Annotated in this window: 28 protein-coding genes and 2 tRNA genes; 16 read left to right on the top strand and 14 right to left on the bottom strand. The window is 69.9% G+C overall.

The genetic code is table 11. The features are described 5' to 3' along the window. From ABZU72_RS13570 to ABZU72_RS13560, 3 genes are all read right to left on the bottom strand, one after another. Positions 1 to 1,248 (bottom strand): serine hydrolase domain-containing protein, encoded by a 1,248-nt coding sequence (locus tag ABZU72_RS13570; RefSeq protein ID WP_355019373.1) that lies wholly within the window; start codon positions 1,246 to 1,248, stop codon positions 1 to 3. A gap of 95 nt (positions 1,249 to 1,343) precedes the next feature. Then, complete coding sequence (locus tag ABZU72_RS13565) at positions 1,344 to 2,294, bottom strand: metallophosphoesterase (protein ID WP_355019372.1); 951 nt, start codon at positions 2,292 to 2,294, stop codon at positions 1,344 to 1,346. Between the two features lie 16 nt (positions 2,295 to 2,310). Continuing rightward, positions 2,311 to 2,763, bottom strand: coding sequence for a MarR family transcriptional regulator (locus ABZU72_RS13560; RefSeq protein WP_355019371.1), 453 nt, complete (start codon positions 2,761 to 2,763; stop codon positions 2,311 to 2,313). A gap of 94 nt (positions 2,764 to 2,857) precedes the next feature. On the opposite strand from ABZU72_RS13560, the gene ABZU72_RS13555 reads away from it, so the two are divergent. Together ABZU72_RS13555 and ABZU72_RS13550 are read left to right on the top strand one after the other, a co-directional pair. Beyond that, positions 2,858 to 3,724 (top strand): SDR family NAD(P)-dependent oxidoreductase, encoded by an 867-nt coding sequence (locus ABZU72_RS13555; protein ID WP_355019370.1) that lies wholly within the window; start codon positions 2,858 to 2,860, stop codon positions 3,722 to 3,724. A gap of 91 nt (positions 3,725 to 3,815) precedes the next feature. Further along, positions 3,816 to 4,982: a Fic family protein gene (locus ABZU72_RS13550; protein WP_355019369.1), complete on the top strand. Its 1,167-nt coding sequence runs from the start codon at positions 3,816 to 3,818 to the stop codon at positions 4,980 to 4,982. 117 nt (positions 4,983 to 5,099) lie between these two features. Here the strand turns inward: ABZU72_RS13550 and ABZU72_RS13545 are convergent, their stop codons facing one another. Next, positions 5,100 to 5,663: a type III effector gene (locus tag ABZU72_RS13545; RefSeq protein ID WP_355019368.1), complete on the bottom strand. Its 564-nt coding sequence runs from the start codon at positions 5,661 to 5,663 to the stop codon at positions 5,100 to 5,102. 334 nt (positions 5,664 to 5,997) lie between these two features. After that, positions 5,998 to 6,534, bottom strand: coding sequence for a type III effector (locus tag ABZU72_RS13540; protein ID WP_355019367.1), 537 nt, complete (start codon positions 6,532 to 6,534; stop codon positions 5,998 to 6,000). A gap of 270 nt (positions 6,535 to 6,804) precedes the next feature. Between ABZU72_RS13540 and ABZU72_RS13535 the strand changes: the two genes are divergently transcribed. Together ABZU72_RS13535 and ABZU72_RS13530 are read left to right on the top strand one after the other, a co-directional pair. Then, positions 6,805 to 8,535 carry a hypothetical protein gene (locus tag ABZU72_RS13535; RefSeq protein WP_355019366.1) on the top strand — a complete coding sequence of 577 codons (1,731 nt, stop codon included), beginning with the start codon at positions 6,805 to 6,807 and terminating at the stop codon, positions 8,533 to 8,535. Positions 8,536 to 8,615: 80 nt separating this feature from the next. Continuing rightward, complete coding sequence (locus tag ABZU72_RS13530; RefSeq protein WP_355019365.1) at positions 8,616 to 9,503, top strand: DMT family transporter; 888 nt, start codon at positions 8,616 to 8,618, stop codon at positions 9,501 to 9,503. Here ABZU72_RS13530 and ABZU72_RS13525 read toward each other — a convergent pair. After that, the gene (locus tag ABZU72_RS13525; protein WP_355019364.1) at positions 9,500 to 9,718 is read right to left on the bottom strand and encodes a hypothetical protein; all 219 of its coding nucleotides are present in this window, start codon (positions 9,716 to 9,718) and stop codon (positions 9,500 to 9,502) included. The genes ABZU72_RS13530 and ABZU72_RS13525 overlap by 4 nt on opposite strands. A gap of 95 nt (positions 9,719 to 9,813) precedes the next feature. After that, positions 9,814 to 10,998, bottom strand: a complete 1,185-nt coding sequence (locus ABZU72_RS13520; protein WP_355019363.1) for a glycosyltransferase — start codon at positions 10,996 to 10,998, stop codon at positions 9,814 to 9,816. A 71-nt stretch (positions 10,999 to 11,069) separates the two neighbouring features. Between ABZU72_RS13520 and ABZU72_RS13515 the strand changes: the two genes are divergently transcribed. The 11 genes from ABZU72_RS13515 to ABZU72_RS13465 all read left to right on the top strand — a co-directional run bounded on the left by ABZU72_RS13515 (position 11,070) and on the right by ABZU72_RS13465 (position 18,092). Continuing rightward, positions 11,070 to 12,101, top strand: coding sequence for a pirin family protein (locus tag ABZU72_RS13515; RefSeq protein ID WP_355019362.1), 1,032 nt, complete (start codon positions 11,070 to 11,072; stop codon positions 12,099 to 12,101). 43 nt (positions 12,102 to 12,144) lie between these two features. After that, complete coding sequence (locus ABZU72_RS13510; RefSeq protein ID WP_160025612.1) at positions 12,145 to 13,083, top strand: ROK family protein; 939 nt, start codon at positions 12,145 to 12,147, stop codon at positions 13,081 to 13,083. Next, positions 13,080 to 13,469 carry a CidA/LrgA family protein gene (locus ABZU72_RS13505; protein ID WP_355019361.1) on the top strand — a complete coding sequence of 130 codons (390 nt, stop codon included), beginning with the start codon at positions 13,080 to 13,082 and terminating at the stop codon, positions 13,467 to 13,469. The genes ABZU72_RS13510 and ABZU72_RS13505 overlap by 4 nt, the downstream gene beginning before the upstream one ends. Beyond that, on the top strand, positions 13,466 to 14,143 hold the full coding sequence (locus tag ABZU72_RS13500; protein ID WP_355019360.1) for an LrgB family protein: 678 nt from the start codon (positions 13,466 to 13,468) through the stop codon (positions 14,141 to 14,143). Before ABZU72_RS13505 ends, ABZU72_RS13500 begins: the two co-directional genes overlap by 4 nt. Positions 14,144 to 14,170: 27 nt before the next feature. Then, the gene (locus tag ABZU72_RS13495; RefSeq protein WP_355019359.1) at positions 14,171 to 15,601 is read left to right on the top strand and encodes an amidase; all 1,431 of its coding nucleotides are present in this window, start codon (positions 14,171 to 14,173) and stop codon (positions 15,599 to 15,601) included. Positions 15,602 to 15,675: 74 nt separating this feature from the next. Further along, a tRNA-Thr gene (locus tag ABZU72_RS13490) sits at positions 15,676 to 15,748 on the top strand. A 67-nt stretch (positions 15,749 to 15,815) separates the two neighbouring features. Then, a tRNA-Met gene (locus tag ABZU72_RS13485) sits at positions 15,816 to 15,889 on the top strand. Positions 15,890 to 15,935: 46 nt separating this feature from the next. Then, on the top strand, positions 15,936 to 16,106 hold the full coding sequence (gene rpmG / locus ABZU72_RS13480) for a 50S ribosomal protein L33 (protein WP_355019358.1): 171 nt from the start codon (positions 15,936 to 15,938) through the stop codon (positions 16,104 to 16,106). A 171-nt stretch (positions 16,107 to 16,277) separates the two neighbouring features. Continuing rightward, the gene (locus ABZU72_RS13475) at positions 16,278 to 16,685 is read left to right on the top strand and encodes a MaoC family dehydratase N-terminal domain-containing protein (protein WP_355019357.1); all 408 of its coding nucleotides are present in this window, start codon (positions 16,278 to 16,280) and stop codon (positions 16,683 to 16,685) included. Next, a complete protein-coding gene (locus tag ABZU72_RS13470; protein WP_355019356.1) occupies positions 16,685 to 17,083 on the top strand; it encodes a MaoC/PaaZ C-terminal domain-containing protein in 399 nt (132 codons plus the stop codon). Before ABZU72_RS13475 ends, ABZU72_RS13470 begins: the two co-directional genes overlap by 1 nt. Next, on the top strand, positions 17,076 to 18,092 hold the full coding sequence (locus tag ABZU72_RS13465; RefSeq protein ID WP_355019355.1) for a UDP-N-acetylmuramate dehydrogenase: 1,017 nt from the start codon (positions 17,076 to 17,078) through the stop codon (positions 18,090 to 18,092). The genes ABZU72_RS13470 and ABZU72_RS13465 overlap by 8 nt, the downstream gene beginning before the upstream one ends. Here ABZU72_RS13465 and ABZU72_RS13460 read toward each other — a convergent pair. Further along, on the bottom strand, positions 18,070 to 18,741 hold the full coding sequence (locus ABZU72_RS13460; protein WP_355019354.1) for a response regulator transcription factor: 672 nt from the start codon (positions 18,739 to 18,741) through the stop codon (positions 18,070 to 18,072). The two genes, ABZU72_RS13465 and ABZU72_RS13460, sit on opposite strands and share 23 nt — an antisense overlap. After that, positions 18,738 to 19,847: a histidine kinase gene (locus ABZU72_RS13455; RefSeq protein WP_355019353.1), complete on the bottom strand. Its 1,110-nt coding sequence runs from the start codon at positions 19,845 to 19,847 to the stop codon at positions 18,738 to 18,740. The genes ABZU72_RS13460 and ABZU72_RS13455 overlap by 4 nt, the downstream gene beginning before the upstream one ends. Positions 19,848 to 20,018: 171 nt before the next feature. Between ABZU72_RS13455 and ABZU72_RS13450 the strand changes: the two genes are divergently transcribed. After that, a complete protein-coding gene (locus ABZU72_RS13450) occupies positions 20,019 to 20,378 on the top strand; it encodes a DUF6223 family protein (protein ID WP_355019352.1) in 360 nt (119 codons plus the stop codon). Here ABZU72_RS13450 and rlmC read toward each other — a convergent pair. From rlmC to ABZU72_RS13425, 5 genes are read right to left on the bottom strand one after another with little or no spacing between them, the layout of a single operon-like run. Further along, the gene (gene rlmC, locus ABZU72_RS13445; RefSeq protein ID WP_355019351.1) at positions 20,375 to 21,487 is read right to left on the bottom strand and encodes a 23S rRNA (uracil(747)-C(5))-methyltransferase RlmC; all 1,113 of its coding nucleotides are present in this window, start codon (positions 21,485 to 21,487) and stop codon (positions 20,375 to 20,377) included. The two genes, ABZU72_RS13450 and rlmC, sit on opposite strands and share 4 nt — an antisense overlap. Before the next feature lie 3 nt (positions 21,488 to 21,490). After that, positions 21,491 to 21,895 carry a DUF4190 domain-containing protein gene (locus tag ABZU72_RS13440; protein ID WP_355019350.1) on the bottom strand — a complete coding sequence of 135 codons (405 nt, stop codon included), beginning with the start codon at positions 21,893 to 21,895 and terminating at the stop codon, positions 21,491 to 21,493. Position 21,896: 1 nt separating this feature from the next. Continuing rightward, on the bottom strand, positions 21,897 to 22,586 hold the full coding sequence (locus ABZU72_RS13435; RefSeq protein WP_355019349.1) for a DUF4190 domain-containing protein: 690 nt from the start codon (positions 22,584 to 22,586) through the stop codon (positions 21,897 to 21,899). Between the two features lie 15 nt (positions 22,587 to 22,601). Further along, on the bottom strand, positions 22,602 to 23,663 hold the full coding sequence (locus ABZU72_RS13430; protein ID WP_355019348.1) for an adenosine deaminase: 1,062 nt from the start codon (positions 23,661 to 23,663) through the stop codon (positions 22,602 to 22,604). After that, positions 23,660 to 24,943, bottom strand: coding sequence for an aminotransferase class I/II-fold pyridoxal phosphate-dependent enzyme (locus ABZU72_RS13425; protein ID WP_355019347.1), 1,284 nt, complete (start codon positions 24,941 to 24,943; stop codon positions 23,660 to 23,662). The genes ABZU72_RS13430 and ABZU72_RS13425 overlap by 4 nt, the downstream gene beginning before the upstream one ends. Between the last annotated feature and the right edge of the window lie 51 nt (positions 24,944 to 24,994).

Genomic DNA, 24,994 nt, shown 5'->3' with positions numbered 1-24,994 from the left:
TCAGCAGGTCGCCAACAGCATCGGCTCGAGCAGGAGACCGAGGTCGTAGATCGGGTCGGCGCTGTCCCAGTTGCGACCGGTCCAACCGAGCGTGATCTGGCGGGTGCCGTCCGGTGAGCCCCAGCTGATCGACTGCGCACCCATGTGGGCGCCGTCATGGCCATAGAGGTACTCGCCGGGGTTGCACGGGTCGGCGACCCGGTAGATCCCGAACCCGTAGTCCGGGTCGGTGCTGCCCGCGATCGGCGGCAGCATCTTCTCGACCGAGTCCGGGCTGAGCAGCCTCCCGGTGAGGAGCGACTCGTTGAGGTCGGCGAGGTCCTCGGTGGTGCTCGTCGCGGCCCCGGCGGCGTGGAAGATGCTCGGGTGCAGGTCGGTCATCGGCCGCCAGCTGCCCTCGTAATGACCGGCGTCCTCGAGGAACGGGCCGCGGTTGCGGGCATCGGTCGGGTAGGCGCTCTGCCGCATGCCCGCGGGTTCGAGCACCCGGTCGCGTACGAGATCCTCGATCCGCTCCCCGGTCTCCTTCTCGAGCATGACCCCGAGCGCGACGTAGCCGTAGTTGGAGTAGGAGAAGTCGGTGCCGGGCTCGAAGAGCCAGCCGGCGCCGCGCATGAAGGCGAGGTGCTCGGCCTCGGAGTAGTACTGCCCGAGCGCGTCGATCAGCTGGTCCCACGAGGTCGGGTCCTCGACGCGATCGAAGAGGATCTCCTCGGGCCCGCGCGGGGCGCCGGAGGTGTGGTTGAGCAGGTGCTTGATCGTGACGCCGTCGGGGAAGGTGCCCGGGAGCAGGTCGTTGGCGGGCGTGTCCAGGGTCCAGCCGCCGCTCTCGACCTCCTGCATCACCAGGGTCGCGATCAGCGTCTTGGTGTTGCTGGCCACGTGGAACCGGTCGCCGGGCCTGACCGGCTTCTTCTTCCCGACCTCGCGTACGCCACCCGCGCCCGACCATTCCAGGCCGGGCGTCTCCACCCGGGCGGTCACGCCCACGGCGCCATCGGCGATGAACGCGTCGACGGCACGGTCGAGGTCGGCGGCCGTGGGAGTCGCCGACCGGGCCCGGAGACCCTGCCGCTCGGCGGCGGCCCGCTCGGCGATCGCGGTCGCCTCCCGGGTCAGTGCGGTCGGGTCCGGCGCCATCGCCGCGGGGCCCGGATCAGGCTGGGCGTACGCGGCCGGCACGGCCGTCAGGGGAAGGAGCACCGCGGCGATCGCTGCGGTGCCCGTGCGGACGAGGGTCCGAGACATGGCTGCTCCTGTCGTCGTTGACGTTTCGCAGCCATCGTTCCGGGCCCGGGCGTACGCCCACATCAGCCTCGAGTCGGAGATCGAGGCGTTCTTGGTCAGTCTCGAAGCTGACGCCGCAGGGCGCGAGCGGCCTTGCCCTTGCGGGAGAAGAGGTCGCGGCGCTCGGCCGGGGTCATCGGGCCGAGCTTCTCGAGGACGGAGGCGGGGAAGCCGGCGACCTCGGGGGCCTCGCCGATCGGCACGGTGGTGTGGACGACCGGCGCGCCGGGGACGCCGCCGACGCCCTCGTCGTAAAGGTGGACCAGCGAGATCGCCTGGTGGCCGTCGACGGAGGCGGAGTAGCGGTCGAGGGTCGCCGGCGCCGAGGTGTAGCAGCTCGCGGAGGCGACCGAGACCGGGATGCCGGCGAAGGTGGTGAAGGTCGAGTAGTGCAGGTGACCTGCGAGGACAGCGCGTACGTCGGTCCCCGCCAGCACCTGAGCGAGCCGGTCCTGGCCGTCGAGCTCGATGATCACGCTGGCTTCGTTGAGGGGGAGCGGGACCGGCGGGTGATGCATCGTGAGCAGGGTGCCGTGCGGCGCCGGCTCGGCGAGCACGTCGGTCAGCCAGTCGAGCTGAGGCTCGGTGATGTCGCCGTGGTGCCAGCCGGGCACGGTGGTGTCCAGGGCGATGATCCGCAGCCCGTCGATGTCGTAGACCCGGTCCTGCGGCGCGTCCGAGGCCTCCCCGAAGAGCACCTCGGAGTAGACCTCCCGCTCGTCGTGGTTGCCCATCACCCAGATGATCTCGGCGCCGAGATCCGCGGCGACCGGCTCGACCTGCTTCCGGAGACGTACGTAGGCATCGCGCTCACCCAGGTCGGCGAGGTCACCGGTGAAGACGATCGCCTGCGGCGGGATCGTCATCCCCCGCAGCCGGTCCAGCGCACGCTCGAACCCGGGCGTCGGGTCGACCTTGCCGAAGATCCGCCGGTCCCCGGCGTAGAGGTGAGGGTCGGAGAGGTGGGCGATCGTATGACGTGGAGAGGGGTACTGGCCGAACTGCACGGTTCCCACACTAGGTTCAACTGCCGTCTCGCTGCACCCCACCGCCCGGCAGGTCGTTGAACCGATGGAGCAGCAACACGAGCCGATCCAGGTCGTCCTCGGACCAGCCGTCGACACGCCGTTCCAGCTCGTCCTGGCGCAGCGCGAGCGCTCGCTCGACCTGCGTGCGGCCCTCGTCGGTCAGGGACACGAGCACCGAGCGTCCGTCCTCGGGCGCACGATCGCTCTGGACCAGACCGAGGGACGTCATGCGTTTGAAGAGGGCGCTGGCGGAGCTGCGGTCCATCGCCACGGCCTCGGCCACTGCGCTCGGTCTGGCTGGGCCGTACGCGTAGAGCCAGCGGGCGAGGTGGAAGGCGGCCGGGCGAAGCTCTTCGTGGAACGCCGCGGCGGACCGTTCGGTGAGTGCGCGCGAGGCGCTGAGCAGAGCGTTGAGCTCGAAGCCGAGCCGTGTGGTCGCCGGGGTCATGCAGCTCTCCAAGTAATGGGCATTTGCACACCATTAGATATAGTGGGCATATTCACACTATATCGGCCGCTGGGTCGAAGAGAGGCAGTGCCGCATGAACGACGAGGCTCCGACGATCGTCCTCACCGGGGCGACGGGTGGCCTCGGTGCCCTCGCCGCGACCTCGATGGCCGCGACGGGAGCGCACCTGGTCATCACGGCGCGGAGCGCGCAGCGCGCGGAGGCCACGATCTCGTCCGTACGCGAGGTCGCGCCGTCCGCGGATCCGGAGGTGTTCGTGGTCGACCTCTCCCGGCCGGGAGAGGTGCGCAAGGTGGGCGAGGAGATCCGGTCTCGGCACGGGCGGATCGACGTACTCATCAACAACGCGGGGATACATGCCTTCGAGCCGCGGGTCACGGCGGACGGACTCCCCGAGATGATCGCGGTCAACTACCTCGCGCCCTTCGTGCTGACCCGTGAGCTGCTGCCGTCGCTGCAGCGATCTCCCGCGGGCCGGGTGGTCAATGTCGCGTCCGAGGCGTCACGTCGACACGGCGACCTCCGTATCCCGCAGGTCCTGAGCGACACGACCCCGTTCACGGCCCGCGGGTCGTCGGAGCGCTACGGACAGAGCAAGCTCCTCGACATCATGTTCACGCTCGCGCTCGCTCGGAGACTCGACGGTTCCACGGTCACCGCCAACTGCGTGGACCCGGGGTTCAACGTGACGGGCCTGGGTCGCGACCTCCGCTTCGCTGCCGGACTCGAGCGGGTGCTTCGAGCGTTGCGCATCGGTGACCCTGCTCGCGGCGCGGGCTTGATCGTCGACCTCGCCACCGAGGCGCGCTACGCCGGGCGAAGCGGCCTGTACGTCACCGAGAAGCACAGGCGCGAGCTCGTTCCCGCGGATCCGGCCACCGACGTCTCCGCCCAGGACGAGCTCTGGCGAGCCACCGAGCTCCTGCTCGACCGGATCTGACTTGGAGGTTGGTGGGGAACTCCCAAGCTCCACTTGGAGGTTCTCATCAACTTCCAACTCAAACCACCCCTGAGTGGTAAGTTCACCGGTCATGGATCCGGAGAGGTACGACGCTCCGCAGTTCGGCAGGGCGACCCGCGAGCCGGGAAACAAGTGGGCCTACTGGTACTACCGACCCGCCCACATCCCGCGTGACCTGCCGTTACAGCCGCTCACCGTGAAGGCGCTCTCGGATGCCGACGCCGCGCTGGGGCGCCTCCAGGGAGTGAGCGCGCTGATCCAGGATCCCGAGCTGCTGATCGGGCCCTATCTGACCCAGGAGGCCGTCGCCTCGTCCCGGATCGAGGGCACCCAGACCTCTCTGGAGGAGGTCCTCCAGGACGAGGTCAGCGGTCAGGCGACCAGGAGCGAGGACGTCGCCGAGGTCAAGGCCTACCTTGCCGCGACCCGTCAGGGATTCGAGCTCATCAGGAGCTGGCCGCTCAGCCAGCGGCTCGTCCTCGAGCTGCACAAGACCCTCCTCACCGGCGTCCGGGGTCACGAGCGCCACCCCGGCGAGTTCCGGCGGAGCCCGGTCTGGGTCGGGTCGCCGACCGACAACCCCACCACCGCCGCGTACGTCCCACCCCTCCCTCCCGACCTGCCCGAGCTGATCGCCGACTGGGAGGCGTACGTCAACGTCCCCGATCTCAGTCCGACGCTGGTGCGGTGCGCGCTGATGCACTACCAGTTCGAGACGATCCACCCGTTCCTCGACGGCAACGGGCGCATCGGGCGGCTGCTGATCAACCTGATGCTGATGGAGGAGGGGCGGATGACCACGCCGCTGCTCTATCTCTCGGGCTACATCGAGGCCAACCGTCAGGCCTACTACCAGCGGCTGCAGAGCGTGCGGGAGCGCGGTGAGATGCAGGAGTGGCTGCAGTTCTTCCTCACCGCGGTGCGACGCTCGGCCGAGGACGCCACCACCAGGTCCGAGCGCCTGGTCGCGCTCCGGGAGAGCTATCTCGACGAGGCCGCCACCTCACGCGCCAACCTGTCCGGGCTGGTCACGCTGCTGTTCGCCAACCCCTACCTGACCGTCAAGCGCGTCCAGGACGCGACCGGCCTGACCAACCAGGGTGCCCGCAACCTGATCCAGGACGCCGAGCGGCGTGGGTGGATCGAGGCCGCCGGCCGGTCGGGCCGCGGCGGCCGGCACTACTGGATCGCCAGAGCGGTGATGGACGTGATCGAGGAGCCGCTGGCGTACGACTGAACACGGCGGAAAACGTGCAGGTGGCCCCGGCTGTGCACGTGTGCACGCCCAGGGCCACCTGTGTGACGTAGCCGAGCAGTCGGTAGGGGGTTGATCACTCGGCCATGGTCATGTTTCTCAGAAGGTGCCGAGCGCCAGCGGGTTCGGGACCTGGCCGACGGGGAGGCCGTCGAGAGCCGGGTTCTCCATCGGGAGCAGGAACGAAACCTGGTCCATCTCGCTGTCGGACAGCTCGGACGGCAAGGCGCCGCCCATGATCTTGTCCATCACGATGCCGGGCGCACCGACGTAGGCGCCGGAAACGACCAGCGCGGCACCGTTGCCGACCTGGTGCGAGCCACCGTCCCAGTTCACCCAGGCCTTCTTCTGCGCCGGGCTCAGCTCGGAGCCGGTGGCACCCATCAGGATGAGGCCCGGGGCGCCGACCCAGGCGCCGCTGACCATGCGAGCGGCGCCGCCGGTGGCCTGGCCGGCGCCACAGATGAAGCTGGCCCAGGCCTTCTGGCTCGAGGGCGAGAGGTCCGAGGCACCGGAGGAGTTCTCCGCGATGCACTCGGCCTCGGTGCGGTTGTGGTGGGTGCCGTCGGCTGCGGTGGCGGTACCCGTGGTCAGTGCGACTGCGACACCCGAGAAGGCGGCGACGGCCGCGACGCGGCGGAGCAGCCCTGTCTTCTTGTTCATTTCGTACCTTTCATCGATCAACTCGAATTGAAACATCACGCACGGACGCGACCCCCGGATCGATAACAGATGCATCGATACGTTCGCATCCGGGAAGTGATGCTAGGAGAATCAACGACCATCGCAGCAAGTCGACACGGCTGTTTTCATGTCAACTAATGACAAATGAAATGTAATGACGTAATTTTCGCCAACCTGCAACGTTCTTGTTTGAACGCGCGTAAATGCGCAGATGGCCCGGTCGTGCGCGAAGGCACGGCCGGGGCCATCTGGGGACGGCGCCGATCGGATCGTGGTGGGAGCTACGGTCGGTCGGCGGTCGTCATGTCGACGCTCAGAAGGACCCGAAGGGAGCCATCGGGTTCGGGATCTGGTCGGTGGAGATACCGTCGAGCGCCGGGCTGTCCTGCGGGATGAGGAACGTGACCTGCTCGAGCTCGGCCGGCGACAGGTCGCTCGGGGTCGCCCCGCCCGCGATCTGGTCGAGGATGATGCCGGGGGCACCGACGTAGGCGCCCGCGACCATCATGGCGGCACCCTCACCGATCTTGTGGCCACCCTCGTCCCAGTTCTCCCAGGCAGCCAGCTGCTCCGGGGTGATCGGGGAGCCGGTGGCGCCGGCGAGGATCAGGCCCGGGGCGCCGACCCAGGCGCCGCTGACCATCTGGGCAGCACCGCCGGCGACGTAGGAGCCGCCGAGGATGAAGTCCTCCCACGCCTTCTGCGAGGAGGGCGAGAGGTCGGAGGAGGAGACGCTGGCGGTGGCCGGCGCCGGCGCGGCGACGGCGGTGCCGGTGGTCAGTGCGACGGCGACACCCGAGAAGGCGGCGATGGCCGCGGCGCGGCGGAGCAGCCCTGTCTTCTTGCTCATTTCATACCTTTCATCGTCAATTCGAATCGATCGCATCGCGGCCGCCGAGCTGATAACACTCGTTTCGACACGTCCGCGTGCGGTTCATGACGCTAGGGATGCTCACCGTGCGATGTTCTGTCCGACACGGCTTCGTAATTACCAAGTGGACGTAAACGTTCCATACCGCCGGGTAATACCATGCCCGGTCGGGTTAATGGATTCCTGGAATTCGTCGAGCGCGCTAGATTGCCGCGTCCTCTTCTCGGGACCCCCACCTAGAAGGCATCGATGAGCTCGGCAACGTACGCACCCGTGATCGCTGATTCCAGTCGGCCGAGGAAGGGCGGCAGGATCCTCCTGTCGGTGCTCCTCGGCCTGCTCGGCGCACCACTCCTTCTCGTCGGGGCGGGCCTGGCCATCGCAGCCGGACCCGACGACGTCGTGATGGGCAAGGAGACCCCCATCCAGCAGGGCGCGGCGTACTCCACGCCGGAGGCGTTCGCCTTCGACCGGCTTCCGGTCACCGTCCGCGTAGAGGCGATGGGGGAGGCATACGTCGGTGTCGGCAACCCGGTTGACGTGCTCGACGTCGTCAAGGGCACCAAGGCCGTCGAGATCGCCAAGACTCCGCTGACCAGGGTCAGCGGTGCGGCCGGCTCGGGGGAGAACGTGCCGGATGCCTCCGAGGCGCCGTGGTGGGACGAGACGGTCTCGGGCTCCGGCACCCAGGAGCTGAACGTGACGCTCACTGGGGAGCCGGTCTCGTTCCTGGCCGCGAGCCGGGACGGTGCGCCGATCAAGGTCGCCTTCGGCTATCGGCTCGATGGGATCTTCCTGGTCGCGCTGGGCATTGCGGGCTTCGGCGCCCTTCTGCTGATCGGCGCGGTCGTCCTGCTGGTGACCGGGAAGCGTGAACGCCGGCACCAGTGGCAGCCGCCCCGGCCACCGGTTTCGTACGCCCAGCCGCCCCACCCCGCCCAGCCGGGCTACCCGACCCAGCCGGCCCGTCCTGTCCTGACGGGGCCGACGGGGCCGGCGCCGAATCGCCCCGCCATGCCGCGTCCGCCGGCCGGCGGGCTCTACCGCCGCTTAGGCGTAGCGGCCGGGATCGGCGTCGTGGCGTTCTCGCTGACTGGATGCTCGATGCCCGCGTCCGTCGAGCTCGAGCAGCCGAGCAAGGTTTCGCTACGGAGCGACGACGTCGGTGTTGTGATGCGGGACTGGAACGCGCGCAGCAACGAGGCGATCAGGGCCAACGGGCGTGGGAAGTGGAAGGTCGAGGCATGGGACCAGGCCGCCACTGGTCCCATGCTCGCCGTGTTCCGGGCCGCGACGGTCGCGGCCGAGGCCACCGGCTACAAGCAGCGCTCGCGCACCTTCAATGTGGATGCGGGCCGGGTCTGGTCGGCGCAGCTCGGCGAGTATCCGATGTGGGCCATCGTGGAGATCAACGGCGGCGACCGGAGGTCTCCGCTGGCGGTCTACGAGCAGCAGGACGCCCTCTCGCCCTGGAAGCACCGTGGCGAGGTCAAGGTCAAGGCGAGCGCCATCCCCACCGAGGTCGAGGGCGCCGCGCCGGTCTCCGCCGCCGATGCGAAGCGGGTCCAGGACGTCGCCGACGAGATCGACGCATACCTCGGCAAGCCCAAGAGGGTCGAAGGTCTCGCCGGGCTCAAGAAGCTCAAGGCACCGCGACGCGAGATGGACGCGTACGTCGCGGAGATGGGTGTGGACACGGTCAAGACGACCGTGGAGCCATTCGATGAGACCGGACCCCGGATGGTGCAGACGCGCGAGGGCGTGTTCGCGATGCTGGAGTTCACCGTCGACAGCATCGTCGGTGGCCAGGGCACCGAGTGGGAGTGGAACCCGCCCTTCGACGAGTTCCGCAGCCAGGCCGGCAAGAACCTGTCCATCCGGACCGCGGTGACGGTCGCGGTGCTGGTGCCGAAGGACGGCGACGCTTCGGTCCTCGGGGTCGAGTACGGCGAGATCCTGGGCGCGAAGGTGAAGATCTGACCCTCAGGGTTCATCCGCTGATCGCACGATGCTCGCGTGAGCAGCGGATGGGCTTTCCTCGCGAGGCCTAGCGTCGAAGCATGGATCATGCTGCGGCCGTGAGCCTGGCCATCGGCGCATGCGTCCTGTTCTCGCTCTCCGCCGCGGTCCAGCAGCGCGCGAGCGCGCTCGCGCCCGGCCGCAGCGGCGGAATGGCCGGCGTCGAGCAGTTGATGCTGGCGCTGGTGCGCAATCCGCTGTGGGTCACCGGCGCGATGATCAACGCGATCGGCTTCGGGGTGCAGGCGGTCGCGCTCCATCTGGGGTCGGTCTCCGTCGTGCAGTCGGTGATGCCCACGCAGCTGCTCTTCGCGCTCGTCTTCGCCTCGATCGCCGCCCGCCACTGGCCGACGGTCTCCGACTGGATCAGCGGGGCCGCGATCTGTGGCGGCGTGATCCTGCTGGTCACCGACGACCATCGCGGTGGCACCTATGCCGACGTCGGCCGCGTCGCGCTCTTCGCCGGGTGTGTGGCGGTCGTGATCTGCGTACTGCTGCTGGCGGCGCACCGGTTCCCGCCGCCGGTCGCGGCGGCGACCACCGCGGTCGCGGCCGGCTGCTCGTTCGCCACCACCTCGGTGCTGCTGAAGATCACCGCCGACCGGGCCGCCGCCGACGGATTCCTCGGGCTGTTCACGCTGCCGGCGTTCTACGGGCTGCTGTGCACCTGCGGCCTCGGGATCGTGCTCACCCAGGCGGCCCTCGCCGCCGGTCCGCTGCCCTGGGCGATGGCGGCGATGACGATCACCAACCCCACCGTCTCGTACGTCGCCGCGGTGGTCGCCTTCGGCGCCTCCGCCCCCACGCTGTGGGTCGCGGTGAGCGCCGGCGCGCTGCTGGTCACCGGGATCGTCGGGCTCGCCCGGTCACGGTCGGCGAGCAGATGGACCCCGGTGCAGGACGAGCGAACCGAGATCCGGGTCTCCTAGCGGTCCTGCATCGACCGCGGCCACGAGCGCCGCCTGGTCGACCTGGGCTTGAGGTGCTCGGGCAGCGCGCTGATGTAGGGCGCGGCATGCCGGCATTCACCACAGGTGACGTCTCGATAGTCGTAGGAGGTCAGCGGTTCTTCTCCGTACGCCCGACACACCGGCCCGAAGGAGTCGGCGAAGTGCGTGCGCTGTTTCGTCGTCAACTCACTCATGTGCGCCTCACGTGGTCATTGCAGGGAATGGTCACAGCAGGGTAACGGTGTCCCAACAGAAATTGCGCTCCGACACCCTGACGAACCCGCTCCGTTCACGCATAGCGCCGAGCCCGCCGGGCCGCCTGTCGCTGCCGCGAGCGCGCGAGGAGATATGTCGGCGCGGTCTCCTGCGTGAGGCTCTCGTGAAGCTCCAGCATGTCCTCGATCGTGCGCGACCAGGGGAACTGCTCGGCCCGCTCGCGTGCCGCGTGCCGGGTCGCCACCACCGGCCGCTCGGCGACGTCGATGACCGCGTCGGCAAGCGCCGCCGGATGGGCGGACGCCCAGGCTCCGCACCGGGGGTCGATGAGCTCCCGGGCGCCGCCGCGGTCTGCGGTCACCACCGGCGTACCGCTGGCGAGGGCTTCCAGGACGGCCAGTCCGAAGGTCTCGCGCGGGCAGACGGAGAGGGCCACGTCGGCCTCGGCCAGCGCCCGGGCGATCTGGTGGCGGTCGGAGACGTGCCCGTGGAAGACGACCGGCGATCCGGCGGCGAGGGCCTCGATCTCGGCACGGTGCGGCCCGTCGCCGTAGACGTCCATGCGTACGTCGAACCCTCGCCGATGCAGCTCGACGGCGGTGGCGACGGCGAGGTCGGGGGACTTCTCGCGGGAGAGGCGGCCGACGTGGACGAGCCTCAGAGTGTCGTCGCGGTGCCCGAGCGAGGGCTGGAAGAAGTCGAGGTCGACGCCCAGCGGCACCTGCGCGATCGGGCAGCCGACGGTCGCGGCCAGCGGCTCGAACTCGTGCCGGGCGTAGTCGGAGGTCACCAGCACCTGGTCGAAGGAGCGCACCAGCATCCGGTTGAGCAGCGCGGTGGAGACCTTCGAGGTGGTGTCCATGCCGGTGTAGGTGGGCATGTACTCGTCGAGCCGCTCGTGGGAGAAGAGCACCGTCCCGATGCCCTGGCGCCGGGCCCAGCGGGAGACGGGCAGCATCGTGAACTTGTCGCTGACCTCGAGGCTCGTCGGGTTGAAACGGGTCAGCACGTCGGTCACCCGCCACGGCTCGATGATCAGCCGGTAGCCGCCGCCCACGCGAGGCGCTCTCAGCTGCACCACCTCGCCGAGGTCGGTCGAGGTGACCGAGTCGTACGGACCGGGGACGACCAGAAGTCGGTCGTGGCCCGCTTCGAGATAGCCACGGGCGAGGGCCTCCAGAGCCGTCTTCATGCCGCCGGAGGTGGGGCCGACGAAGTTCGCGAGCTGAGCGATGAGCACGGCCACATCGTGTGGCATCGAGGTAGCCCTGCGGCGACCTCGATGTGACGTCGGCATGGCGAGGCAACGTACGAGATATCGTTGAAGATATGACCAACCTGGACGCGCACCCCATCCCCGTCGAGTGTGTCGGTGGAAACGGGGACGAAGGCGTCGAGATCCAGATCATCACTCCGCGCGACGTCCCGCTGGGCGGTCCACGAGCGATGAACGTACGCCGCACCCTGCCCGCCCGCTCGCGCTCGCTGATCGGCGCGTGGTGCTTCCTGGACCACTACGGTCCCGACGACGTCGTCGTCTCCGGCGGGATGGAGGTGCCGCCGCACCCGCACACCGGGCTGGCGACGGTCTCCTGGCTGTTCACCGGGGAGATCGAGCACCGCGACTCGGTCGGCACCGTCGCGATGGTGCGCCCGGGCGAGGTCAACCTGATGACCGCCGGGCGAGGGATCTCCCACTCGGAGAACTCCACCGCCGAGACCACCGTCCTGCACGGAGCGCAGCTGTGGGTCGCGCTGCCGGACGAGTACCGCGACGTCGAGCCGGGGTTCCAGAACCATGCGCCCACGCCGATCGAGCGCGACGGGGCGACCGTACGGGTCTTCATGGGGTCGCTCCTCGGCGTCACCTCGCCGGTGCGGACCCACTCCGAGATCCTCGGCGCCGAGATCCTGCTCGAGCCCGGCACCCGGCTCGAGATCCCGGTGGACGAGCGGTTCGAGCACGGCGTACTCGTGGACACCGGCGAGGTGTCGATGACCGGCCTGGGCGCGTCCGGCCCGGCTTCGGCCGAGGTGGAGAAGGACTCGCTCGCCTACGCCCCTCCGGGCGCCACCACGCTGATCCTGCAGGCCGGGGAGGCGTGGACCCGGTTGCTCCTCCTCGGCGGTACGCCGTTCGGCGAGTCGATCATCATGTGGTGGAACTTCGTCGGGCGCACCCACGAGGAGGTCGTCGGCTTCCGCGACGAGTGGCAGGGCCAGGTCACCCGCGGTGGCGGCGAGGTGGTCGAGGACTCCCAGGACCTGGCCGAGGGCCGTTTCGGTGTGGTCGAGGGCAACCACCAGCGGCCGATCCCGGCACCCCCGCTTCCCAATGCCCGGCTTCGCTCGCGGTCTTAGGTCGCGTCAGTGCTCGTGCTCAGTTCGTGCTTAGACTGCAGTCGTGAGTGACGAATCCTCAGACCCAGGGGTCGTGCTGGCCGTGGCGGTGGGCCGCAGCCGTAGCCAGGCGGCGGTCTTCGACCTCGCCGGGCGCGAGCTGGCCGGCGACACCCGTGACCACGAGGTCGGCATCTCCGCCGAGGTGCTGATGCCCGAGGTCGTCGAGCGGATGACCAAGATGGTGACCTCGATCGACCTGCCGGTGCTGGCGATCGGGATGAGCCTGCCCGGCGTGGTCAACCCCGATCTCGGGATGAGCATCGACACCCCGGCGATGGGCGGCTGGGACGGCGTCCAGCTGGCCCCCTACTTCACCGCGCTGACCGACGCGCCGCTGATCCTCGCCCACGACGCCCACGCGCTGGCGCGGTCGGAGCTCTTCAACTCCGACCATCCCGTACGCAACGCCCTGGTCGTCAAGGCCTCGACCGGTCTCGGCATGGGCATCATCGTCGACGGCAAGGTCGTCACCGGCGCGCTCGGGGCGGCCGGCGAGATCGGCCACACCCGCATCGACGCGGCCGGAGACCGGCCCTGCCGCTGTGGCTCGACCGGCTGCCTGGAGACCGTCGCGTCCGGCTGGGCGCTCGCCCAACGACTGACGGACTCCGGGGTCCCCGCGGGCCACGTACGCGACCTGGTGGCCGCCGCGCTCGCCGGCGACGCCGTCGCGCGCGGGCTGCTGCGCGAGGGTGGACGACAGCTCGGCGAGGTCGTGGCCACGGCCGTCAACCTGCTCAACCCGGAGGTCGTCGTCATCGGCGGCGACATGGCCGGTGCCTTCGACCTCTACACCGCCGGGGTGCGCGAGAGCGTCTACGCCCGCTCCAACCCGATCGCCACCCGCGAGCTCACCTTCATGGCTCAGCTCCACGGCGACTCCTCGGGCCTGGTGGGCTGCGCCGCGATGGCGATCGAGTCCCTCTCCGACCCGCAGTGATCGTCGGCCTGCTCTGGCTGCTCGGATGCCAGCTGGCCGGAACCGCGATCGTCGAGCTGACCGGGATCCCGCTGCCAGGCCCCGTCGTGGGGATGCTGCTGCTCTTCGTCGTCCTCGTCCTGCGGCGCCGTGACGGCGAGGACGACCCGGTCATCCAGGTCGGCGACTACTTCCTCTCCCACCTGCAGCTCTTCTTCATCCCGGCCGGAGTCGGCGTGATCGCCTACCTCGCGGTCATCCGCGACGCGGCGGTGCCGATCGTCGTCGCGCTGCTCGGCTCCTGGTTCCTCGGGCTGGTCACCGTCGGTTGGGTGCTCAGCCTGTTCCTGCGCCGCGTGCCCGAGGTCGCCGGCACCGAAGGCGCGCCGGGGGAGGAGATCGAGTGAGCCACATCCTGTGGCTCTTCGTGACGGTGGCGGCGTACGAGTTCGGGCGGTGGCTTCGCAAGCGGACCCATTCGCCGCTGGCCCAGCCGGTGGCGGTGGCGATCGTGATCGTCGGCACCCTGCTGGCCGTCAGCGGCACGTCCTACGACGACTACGCCGACGCCACCACGCTGATCAGCTTCCTGCTCGGCCCGGCGACGGTCGCGCTGGCGATCCCGCTCTACCACCAGGTCGCGCGGCTGAAGGGGATGGTGGTGCCCGTCCTGGTCGCACTGACCGCCGGCGCGGTCGTGTCGATGGTCAGCGGCATCCTGCTGGTGCGCTGGCTCGGTGGCGGGGACGTGCTGGAGCGGACGATGGCCACGAAGGCCGTCACGGCTCCGGTGACGATCGCGCTGGCCGAGCGGCTGGGCGGCTACCCGGAGCTGTCGGCGTGCTTCGCGATCGTGATCGGCACCTTCGCCGCGATGGTCGCACCGCGGGTCCTGACCATGCTCCGCATCCGCGACCCGCGGGCGCGCGGCATCGCCGTCGGCGCGGTCTCCCACGGCATCGGCACCGCGCGGATGCTGGAGGAGAGCCGGGTCGAGGGCGCCTTCTCCGGACTGGCGATGGGACTCACCGCGGTTGTGACATGTCTCCTGGTTCCGCTGGTGGCGTACTTCCTCCTCTGAGGCTCCCCGCGGCCTACCGTTGGTCTCATGGCCCGTGTGCACGCCTTCACCGACGACGTACTCGGCACTCTCGACGCGGTCGGGGTCGTCGAGGCTCTGCGGCGCGGTGACTTCAGCACTCTCGAGGCGGTCGAGGCGTCCATCGCCCGGATCGAGGCGGTCGATGCCGCGCTCGGAGCGATGGCCTACCGCACCTTCGACCGGGCCCGGATCCAGGCGCGTGCTCCCCGGGCCGGCTTCTTCGCCGGCGTCCCCACCCTGATCAAGGACAACACCGACGTCGCCGGCGTGCCCACCAGGAACGGCACGGATTCGTACGTCATGCCGCCGGCCTCACGCAACGGCGAGATGACCAAGCTGCTCTTCAAGCTCGGGTTGCTGTCGCTGGGGAAGACCCAACTCTCGGAGTTCGGGTTCTCGGGCACGGCCGAGCACGCGCGTCTCGGCGCGGTGCGCAACCCGTGGGACACCGGCCGCGTTGCGGGCGCTTCGTCGGCCGGTTCGGGTGCACTGGTGGCCGCCGGGGCCGTTCCGATCGCCCACGGCAACGACGGCGGCGGCTCGATCCGGATACCGGCAGCTGCGTGCGGGTTGGTCGGGCTCAAGCCGACCCGCGACCGGCTGCCCCAGGACCCGCTCTACGGTCTGCTGCCGCTCAAGATCGTCACCGACGGCGTGCTGACCCGCTCGGTGCGCGACACCGCCGCCTTCTTCCGGGAGGCCGAGAAGGCGCACCACACCTCGCTGCCGCCGATCGGGGACGTCACCGGCCCCGGGTCGAAGCGGCTGCGCTGTGCCATCTTCACGGGTGCGCTCGGGCGCGACGCCAGTCCCGAGGTCGCCGAGCTGACGCTGAAGACGGCGGCCGTGCTGGAGGAGCTCGGGCATACCGTCGAGACGGTGCCGCCGCCGGTGCCCGAGACCTTCGCCGACGACTTCGTCCTCTACTGGGGGACGCTCGCGGTCGCCCTGGTCAACGCCGGCCCGCTCCGCGGCAAGACCTGGGACCGCAGCCGGCTCGACAACCTCACGGTCGGCCTCGCCCAGCACACGCTCAAGAACGCCAAGTACGTCCCGGCCGCCATCGTCCGGCTGCGTAAGGCGCAGGCGATCGCGGAGGGGTTCCACGCGGCGTACGACGTCGTCCTGACGCCCACGGTCGCGCACGAGACCCCGGAGATCGGGCGGCTGGCGCCGGGCCAGGTCTACGAGCTGGTCATGAAGGGGCTGATGGACTGGGTGGCGTTCACGCCGTGGCAGAACGTCACCGGTGGGCCTGCGGTGTCGCTGCCGATTCAGCAGACCCTCGCCGGGCTGCCTCAGGGGATGATGTTCGGGGCGGCGCCGGGACGCGAGCGAATGCTGCTCGAGCTGTCCTACGAGCTCGAGGAAGCGATGGGTTTCGCTCGCATCTGGGACCCCGATCGAGGTGCCGAGGGCCCCGCTGACCTGCGATGATGCGGTCGGTGGAGGGAAGGGCCGTGTCGATTTGTTGAGCGTGGCGCCCCTACCGTAATGTTCTCTCACGCAACGCCCCTTTAGCTCAGTCGGCAGAGCGTCTCCATGGTAAGGAGAAGGTCTACGGTTCGATTCCGTAAAGGGGCTCTGAGTCCATTAGGATTCTTGGGTTGAGGTCCCGCAGTAGGAATATTGCGGGCCTGATTCCTGTTGAGGCGGGGTAGCTCAGGCGGTTAGAGCGCACGACTCATAATCGTGAGGTCGCGGGTTCGATCCCCGCCCCCGCTACCGCCAAAGACCGCATCACCTCGATCAGCACCGTAAGGAAACTCCTGTGGCCAGCAAGAGCAGCGACGTTCGCCCGAAGATCACCCTCGCTTGCACCGAGTGCAAGGAGCGGAACTACATCTCGAAGAAGAACCGTCGGAACGACCCCGACCGTATCGAGCTCAACAAGTACTGCCCGCGTTGCCGCAAGCACACCCCGCACCGCGAGACCCGCTGACGCCTGTCTTCTAGGTAGAGCGCGACGCTGATCGGCGCTCCGAACGCCCCGCCCCCGCCACTGAATTCCAGATGGCCGGGAGGCGGGGCGTTCGTCATTTGCCGAGACGTGACCGAGGTGACGGTTCGGCCGACGTGGGTGACTTCTCGGCTGGCCACTAGAGTTGCCCGCATGGCAGTTGATGGGTCGCTCGTAGGGCGCGCGTTTCCTCCGACCAGGCCCTATCGGGTCACCGACGAGAAGGTGCGGGAGTTCGCTGCCGCCACCGGTGTGGGCTGGGAGAGCGGGGACCCGGTTCCGGCGACGTTCCCGATCGTGCTCGCCTTCGACGCGATGAACGCCTTCCTGGACGACGTCCAGGTCGAGCTGTCGCGGATCGTGCACGGCGAGCAGAAGTTCTCGTACGCCCGGCCGATCGCACCGGGGGACGTGCTGGTCGCGACCCTGAGCGTCGCCTCGCTGCGGCAGATCGGCGGCAACGACATCATCGGAACGGTCTCGGAGATCACCGACGAATCCGGGGCGGTCGTCTGCACCACCTCGGCCACCCTGGTCCACCGAGCGGCGGAGGTCGCGTGATGGCACTTGAAGCAGGCGCCGAGCTGGCCCCGAAGACCTACCCCATCACCCGGGCGTCGCTGGTGCGCTACGCCGGTGCGAGCGGTGACTTCAACCCGATCCACTGGTCCGACCGGATCGCCACCGCCGTCGGCCTCCCCGGCGTGATCGCGCACGGCATGTTCACCATGGCCCTGGTCGCCCGAGCGGTCTCGGAGTGGACCGACGGTGCCGAGGTCGTCGACTTCGGCGCCAAGTTCACCAACCCGGTCGTCGTGCCCGATGACGACGAGGGCACCTCGGTGACGATCAGCGGCACCGTGAAGTCGGTCGAGGACGGGCTGGCGACGATCGCCCTGACCGTCCTCTCCGGCGACCAGAAGGTCCTCGGCATGCCGAAGGTCTCCGTACGTGTCTGAAAAGCTCTCCGACTACACCACCTTCCATCTCGGCGGCCCGGCGGCGGAGTTCGTCACCGCGACCACCGAGGCCGAGATCGTCGAGGCCGTGACCGCGGCCGATGAGGACGGGAAGGACGTGCTCGTCCTCGGCGGCGGCAGCAACCTCGTGGTCGCCGACGCCGGCTTCCCGGGCACCGTCATCAAGCTGGCGACCACTGGCGTCGCGGCGGAGCCGGTCGAGGGTGGCGTACGCGTCACTGTGGCTGCCGGCGAGACATGGGACGACTTCGTGACGACCGCCGTCGACAAGGGCTGGAGCGGCGTCGAGGCGCTCTCCGGCATCCCCGGCAGCGCCGGCGCGACCCCGATCCAGAACGTCGGGGCGTACGGCCAGGACGTCTCCCAGACCATCACCTCGGTCAAGGTGTTCGACCGCGAGCTTCGCGAAGTGCGGAGCTTCACCGCCGGGGAGTGTGGGTTCGGCTATCGGTGGTCGCGGTTCAAGGGCGTTCCCGGGCGTTACGTGGTCCTCGAGGTCACCTTCCGGCTCGGCACCGACGGCGAGACCGGCTCCCCGATCGCGTACGCCCAGCTCGCCGGCGCGCTCGGCGTCGAGCAGGGCACCCGGGTGCCGTCCAAGCAGATCCGCGAGGCCGTCCTGTCCCTGCGCCGCAGCAAGGGCATGGTCATCGACGAGGCCGACCACGACACCTGGTCGGCGGGCTCCTTCTTCACCAACCCCGTGGTCGCCCCCGAGGACGTGCCCGAGGGCGCTCCGGCGTACCCCCAGCCCGACGGCACGGTGAAGACCTCCGCCGCCTGGCTCATCGACCACGCCGGCTTCAAGAAGGGCCACGGGAACCAGAAGGTGTCCCTCTCCACGAAGCACACCCTCGCCCTCACCAACCGCGGCGGGGGCACGACCGAGGACCTGCTCGCCCTGGCGAGAGAGGTACGCGACGGGGTCGAGGCGGCGTACGGGATCGTGCTCGTCAACGAGCCCGTCATGCTCGGCGTGGAGCTCTAGGAGCGACCAGCCCGGACTCGTAGGCGAACACGACGAGCTGAGCGCGGTCGCGCGCGTGCAGCTTGGTCATCGCCCGGTTGATGTGGGTCTTGGCGGTCAGCACGCTGATCACCATGGCCTCGGCGACCTGGTCGTTGGTCATGCCGCGGGCGACCAGGGTGACCGCCTCGCGCTCCCGGTTGGTCAGCTCGGCGAGCCCGAGGGGAGCGTCGGCAGGGGAGGGCTGGCTGACGTAGTGGTCGATCAGCGCGCGGGTGACCGACGGCGCGAGCAGGGCGTCGCCACGTGCGGCGACGCGCACCGCGTGCACGAAGTCCTCCGGCTGGACGTCCTTGACGAGGAACCCGGCAGCGCCGGCGCGCAGTGCTTCGAGGACGTACTCGTCCATGCCGTAGTTGGTCAGGATCACGACGTGCACGTCAGCGAGCGCCGGGTCGGCGGCGATCCGCCGGGTGGCCTCGAGACCGTCGGCCACGGGCATCTGGATGTCGACCATCGCCACGTCGGGCAGGTGCTCGCGGGCGAGCGCCACCGCCTCGATGCCGTCGGCGGCCTCGGCGACCACCTCGATGTCGTCCTCGATGTCGAGGAGGGCCCGGAAACCGCTGCGGATGAGTGGCTGGTCGTCGACCAGGAGCACCCGGATCACGACGTACGCTCCACCGGCAGCCGTGCCTCGACCATGAAACCGCCCTCCTCGCGAGGCTGCGCCTGCAGCTGACCTCCGAGGGCGGAGACCCGCTCCCGCATCCCGAGCAGCCCGATGCCGGGCACGGTCGTCGCCGGGGCGCCGGTGCCGTTGTCCTCGACCCGGATCCCGAGCGAGTCGGGCCGGTGGTCGATGTGGACCGCCGCGGTCGTCGCCGCGGCGTGGCGGGTCACGTTGGTCAGCGCCTCCTGGACGATCCGGTACGCCGTCCGGCCCACCGCGACCGGCACCGCGCCGGGCTGTCCGTCGACGGTCAGCGTGACGTCCAGCCCGGTGGACCCGGCGGATCCCACCAGGTCGCGTACGTCCTCGAGCCCCCGCGGCGGGTTCGGATCGTCGTCGCGCAGCGCGGTCAGCGTGGCCCGCAGTTCGCGGGCAGCCTCGCGCCCGGCCTCCCGGATCGCGAGCAGCGACTCAGGGACCTCCTCGCCACGTCGCTGGGCCACGTGGACCGCTGCCTCGGACTGGACCTTGATGACCGAGATCTGGTGGGTGAGGGAGTCGTGCAGCTCGCGGGCGATGTGCAGGCGCTCGTCGTCGGCCCGGCGCTGTGCCGCGGCCTCCCGGGTGCGCTCGGCCTCGTCGGCACGCCGCTCGGCCTGCCGCAGCGCCTCGCCGGCGGCGCCCGCCGCGATCAGCCAGGCGATCTCCAGGGCCCCGCGCGCCTGCTCGGAGGCGGCGCCGAGGTCACCCACGGAGGCGTACGCCACCAGGAACAGCCCGCTCTGCATCACCACCGCGGCCAGCACCGTGACCAGCCGGTGCCCCTCCCGTACGGCTGCGTAGACCGCGACCAGGAACGCGATCACCGCGACGTCGAACCCGAGTGCCTGGAAGGCCAGCCCGCACGCGCCGCTGGCGACCAGCACGGCGACCGGCGCCCGACGGCGGAACACCAGGACCAGACCGCTCGCGACCAGCGCGGCGTAGCCGAGAAGCTCGTTGCCGGAGCCGGGCTGGCCGCCGCTCAGTGCAGCCGCCAGCTGGGCCACAGCCACACCAGCGGCGATGACCCAGTCTCCGACCGTGATCCGCTGCCTGGCCATGCGAGCAGGATATGCCCGCGCCCGCCGCCCGGGAGTCCCTCTGACGCAGGAGATCCGGCTACCACGTACGCAGTAGCGACGGCCCCGAAGAGTCCACGTAGGCAGGACGACTCCGGCGTGCGTCGACGCGACGATCGAGTCATCCGATCGAACTCGACGAAGGAGCCCTCCATGTCCCTGAACGACGTACTCATCAGCGCCGCCGACCCTGACGTCGGCGCCTACACACGGACCACCGCCCGCCTGTGGGCGACGCTCGCCGCCTTCGTCGGCCTGGCGGGAGCGGTCGCCGGCGCGGTGGCGCTGGCCCGTGCCGTACGCGGCGTCGGCAACCATGGCCGCAACGGCGCCGTCGTGGCGCTCGGCTGCGGCACGATCGCCCTCGTCGTCGGCGTCGTCAACCTGTTCGTGGCCGACGGCGGACCCGGCACCGGCAACGGCGTGGTCGGCGGCGGCATGGCGATCGTCCTCGGCCTCGCCGGCCTCGTCCTCGGCGCTCTCGCGCTCAGGCGGGCTCGCGAAGCCGTCTAGCCCCGCTCGAGGAGGAGAAGGACCTCGTGGTGATCGGTGTTCGGGAACATGTCGAGCAGTCGCGCCGACACCGGTCGCAACGAGGGCATGTCGCGCAGGTCGCGGGCGAGGGTGTCGACGTTGCACGAGGAGTAGACGACGTGCTCGACCCCCGACTCCTCCAGCCACCCGGCGAGCGATGAGCCGATCCCGCGCCGCGGAGGGTTGACGATGACCAGGTCGGGCGCGGAGCCGGCCGAGAGGGCGTACGCAGCCGCATCCCCGGCCACCCAGCTGGTGCCCGGCAGCCCCAGCTCCGCGGCGGTCGAGGCGGCGGCTTCGATGGCCTGCTCGCTGGACTCCACACCGAGCACCTCCCGCCCGGGAGCGGCGACGTGCAGCCCGAAGCCGCCGACGCCGCAGTAGAGGTCCCAGACAGAGGTCGGCGCCGCCGAGGTGACCAGGTCGCGGGCATGGCGGTAGAGCGCGGCCGCGACATCGGTGTTGGTCTGGAAGAACGAGTGGGGGCGCAGCCGCAGGCCGATCCCGTTGACTTCCATCGTGAGCGCCTCGCGGGCGGTCAGGAAGATCTCCTCAGGCCCCTCGATGACGGCCTTGTGCTCCGGCTGGATGTTCACCGAGGCGACGCCGATCGGGAGGTCGTCCAGCAGAGCCGGAAGGTGCTTGCGCAGCCGGGCCAGCGCCTCGGTGGACCGCAGCACCCAGCGCACCATCAGCTCGCCGCCGGGCGCCTCGGTGACGATCACATGCTTGAGCTCGCCGCGCCGCTCCGGCACGGAGTAGGCGGTGAGCCGCGCGGTCGTGACGAACCGGGAGAGGACCGGCAGCGCGGCCTGCAGGCCAGGGGTGTGCAGCCCGCAGGCGAGCAGGTCCACCCCGAGACCGTCGTGCGACAGGATCCCCAGCGTCGGCGCCTCCACGGAGCCGGCGACGACCATCTTCGCCTTGTTGCGGAAACCGGCCTCCGGGCTGGAGACCGGTTCCTCCCAACGTACGTCACCGAGAGCCCCGGCGACCCGCCGCTGTTTCTGCGCGAGCTGGTCGGCGTACGCCATCTCCAGCCAGCGGCAGGAGCGGCAGGCGCCGGAGGTGAAGTAGCCGCAGTCCATCCGTCAGATTCGGCTGCTCAGCATCGCGTTGATGCTGTCGAACGTCGTGCTGTCGGTCTCGTTGGAGGCGACGACGATCATCACGATGATGAAGATGATGTAGGCGATCCAGAAGAGCATGTAGAGCGCCCCGAAGATCGTCCCGATGAGGCCGGTGATGAAACCGGCCTGCGCGTTGCCGCGCCCGCTGTAGGCAGCGGGGTTGGCGTCGATCTCGGCCATCACCCGCTTGCCCTTGACCCATCCGAAGGGTGCGACGAAGACGCCGATCCCGCCGCACATGACCGACAGGCACAGCCCGACGATCCCGAGGACCATCGCCGAGTTGGCCTCGGGATGCGGAGGGGGCTGCGGGAAGCCGTACGGCGCCGGTGCGGGCTGGTAGCCGGGCGGCGGCGTGTCCGTCATCTCAGAACTCGCTGTCGTAGGTCTCGTAGCCGCTGTCGTAGCCCGGGTCGTCGAACCCGCCGCTGACGCCGATGATGATGACGACGGCGATCAGCAGGATGCTCAGGACCAACAGGACGGTGCCGATGATGCCGAGGATGAAGCCCGCCTGCGCGTTGCCGCGGCCGGTCAGAGCACCGGCCGACGCGTCGATCCGCTTCTTGGCGGAGAGACCCATGAACAGGGCGAACGGCGAGAGGACGATGGGGAGACCACAGAGGAACGACCCCACGAGCCCGACGATCCCGAGGACCATCGCCGTGGTCGCCCCCGAGTCCGGGGTGCCGACCGGACCGGCGTACGCAGCCGGAGCACCGTAGGGCGCCTGGCCGTAGCCCGGCTGACCACCGTAGTTCGGCTGACCACCGTAAGCCGGCGGAGGCGTCCCGTAGCCAGGGGTCGGAGCCGGCGGGACCGGCGGCTTCTGGTCGAAGGTCGCGCCGCCGTAGGGGTTCGAGGGCTGCTCACCGTAGGTCTGGCCGTACATCGGCTGGGTCGGCGCAGGCGGCGTCGACGCAGGCGGAGTCGCCACCTGGGTCTCGTCGGCCTGGGTCGGCTCGGTGGGAGTCGGCTCGGACGGGGTCGGCGGAGGCGGGGTGGAGGCGTCGGCCGGCTTGTTGGGATCGGGCTGATCGTCGGACGGGTTCGTCATGGCCGACATTCTGTCTTAACTTGCCGGATCCGTGGATTGCGAGGGCGTGTTGAGCCAGTCGTCGATCTCGACGAGCAGACCCTTCTTCGTGGACTCGGGCGCGGTCGAGGCGGTGATCGACATCCGTGCCAGGTCGGCGAGGGTCTCGTCGGTGAGCTCGTGAGCGGCCCGCATGGTGGCGTACTGCGCCGCCAGCCGGGACCCGAACAGCAGCGGGTCATCGGCTCCCAGAGCCACCGTCGCACCCGCGTCGAGCAGCTGCGGCAGCGGCACCGAGGTCAGGTCGGAGTAGACGCCGAGCGACACGTTGGAGGTCGGGCAGACCTCCAGCGCGACGCCCGCGCGCACGATCTCGTCGAGCAGCGCCGGATCCTCGGCAGCGCGTACGCCGTGACCTAACCGGGTCGCGTGCAGCGACCGCAGCACGGTGCGGATGTGCTCGGGACCGCGCAGCTCGCCACCGTGCGGCATCAGCCGCAGACCGGCCCGCTCGGCGATCTGGAAGGCGTGGTCGAACTCCTCGGTCCGCCCGCGCCGCTCGTCGTTGGAGAGCCCGAAGCCGACCACGCCGTGGTCGACGTACTGCGCGGCCAGGCGCGCCAGCGTGCGCGCGTCCATCGGGTGCCGGGTGCGGTTGGAGGCGATGATCACCGCGATCCCGAGCCCGGTCGCCCGCTCCGCGTCGCCGACGGCCGAGAGCACCAGGTCGGTGAAGGCCGTGATCCCGCCGAACTTCGCCGCATAGCCCGACGGGTCGACCTGGATCTCGAGCCACCTGCCGCCGTCGCGTACGTCGTCCTCGGCGACCTCCATGACCAGCCGCCGGATGTCCGCCTCGGTGCGCAGCACCGAGCGCGCGACGTCGTAGAGACGCTGGAACCTGAACCAGCCCTTCTCGTCGGCCGCGCTCAGCGTCGGCGGCCAGTCCGCGACCAGCTGCTCGGGCAGCCGGATCCCGTCGCGGGTGGCCAGCTCGAGCAGGGTCTCGTGGCGCATCGCACCCGTGAAGTGCAGGTGCAGATGCGCCTTCGGCAGCGTACGTAGGTCGCGTCGGGCCTCGACAGAAACAGAAGTCACGCGAGCAGCTTCTCCGCAGCGGCCAGCTTCACGCACACCGTGACGACCTCCATGGCCCCGCTGACCTGCTCCAACGGCGGGAAGGACGGGGCCAGCCGGATGTTGGTGTCCTCCGGGTCGACCTTGCCGGGGAACGCCGAACCGGCCGGGGTCAGTGCGACGCCGGCACCCTTGGCCAGCTCGATCACCCGGGTCGCGGTGCCCGGGAGCACGTCGAGGCTGACGAAGTAGCCGCCGGCGGGCTTGGTCCAGGTCGCCACGCCGAGCGCGCCGAGCTGGTCGGTGAGCGCGTCCTCGACGGCCGCGAACCGCGGCGCGAGCAGCTCGCGGTGCTTGGCCATGTGCTCGCGTACGCCGGTGGCCGAGCCGAAGAACTCCGCGTGCCGCAGGTGGTTGACCTTGTCGGGGCCGATCGCGCCGTGGCTGAGGTGGTCCAGCCACCAGGCGACGTTCTCCTTCGAGCCGCCGAAGAAGCCGACGCCGGCGCCGGCGTAGGTGACCTTGGAGGTCGAGGCGAAGACCAGCGGACGGTGGGGGTTGCCGGCCGCGTTGGCCAGAGAGACGACGTCGGCGGTCTTGGTCTCGGCCGGGGTCAGGTGGTGCAGCGCGTAGGCGTTGTCCCAGAAGATCTTGAAGTCGGGGGCCGCGGTCGGCATCGAGGTTAGCCGCTCGGCGATCTCCTGCGAGGTGGTGTCGCCGGTCGGGTTGCCGTAGGTCGGGACCAGCCACATGCCCTTGATCGTGGGGTCGTCCTTGACCAGCGCGGCGACGGCGTCGGCATCGGGTCCGTCGGCGTGCATCGGCACGGTCACCATCTCGATCCCGAACCACTCCAGGAGCGTGAAGTGGCGGTCGTAACCCGGCACCGGGCAGACGAACTTGACCGTCTCCTCCTGGCCCCACGGCCGCTCGCTGTCGACGCCACCGTGAAGCCACAGGTACATCAGCGTGTCGCGCATCATCGTGAGGCTCGAGTTGCCGCCGGCGATGAGCTGGTCGGTGTCCAGGCCGAGCAGCTCGGCGTAGATCTCGCGGATCTCGATGCCGCCGGCCAGGCCGCCGTAGTTGCGCGTGTCGGTGCCGTCCGGGGCGGTCGTCGTCTTGGGGAGATGGAGCAGGCCGTCGGAGAGGTTGAGCTGGTCCGCGGAGGGCTTCCCCCGGGTCAGGTCCAGCTTCAGGCCCTTGGCCACCAAGTTGTCGTACGCCGTGCGCTGCTCCGTTGCGAACGCTTCGAGTTCCTCGCGCGAGAGCTCGGCGAGGGGACGGGGATCTGAGGTCATGTCAGCCATCCTATGGGTCGGTGCACCCCGGTTTTGACCCCCTCGTTTTGG

This window comes from Nocardioides sp. NPDC004968, assembly GCF_040608935.1.
Classification (GTDB): Bacteria; Actinomycetota; Actinomycetes; order Propionibacteriales; family Nocardioidaceae; genus Nocardioides.
This window is presented reverse-complemented; position numbering and strand designations above follow the sequence as displayed.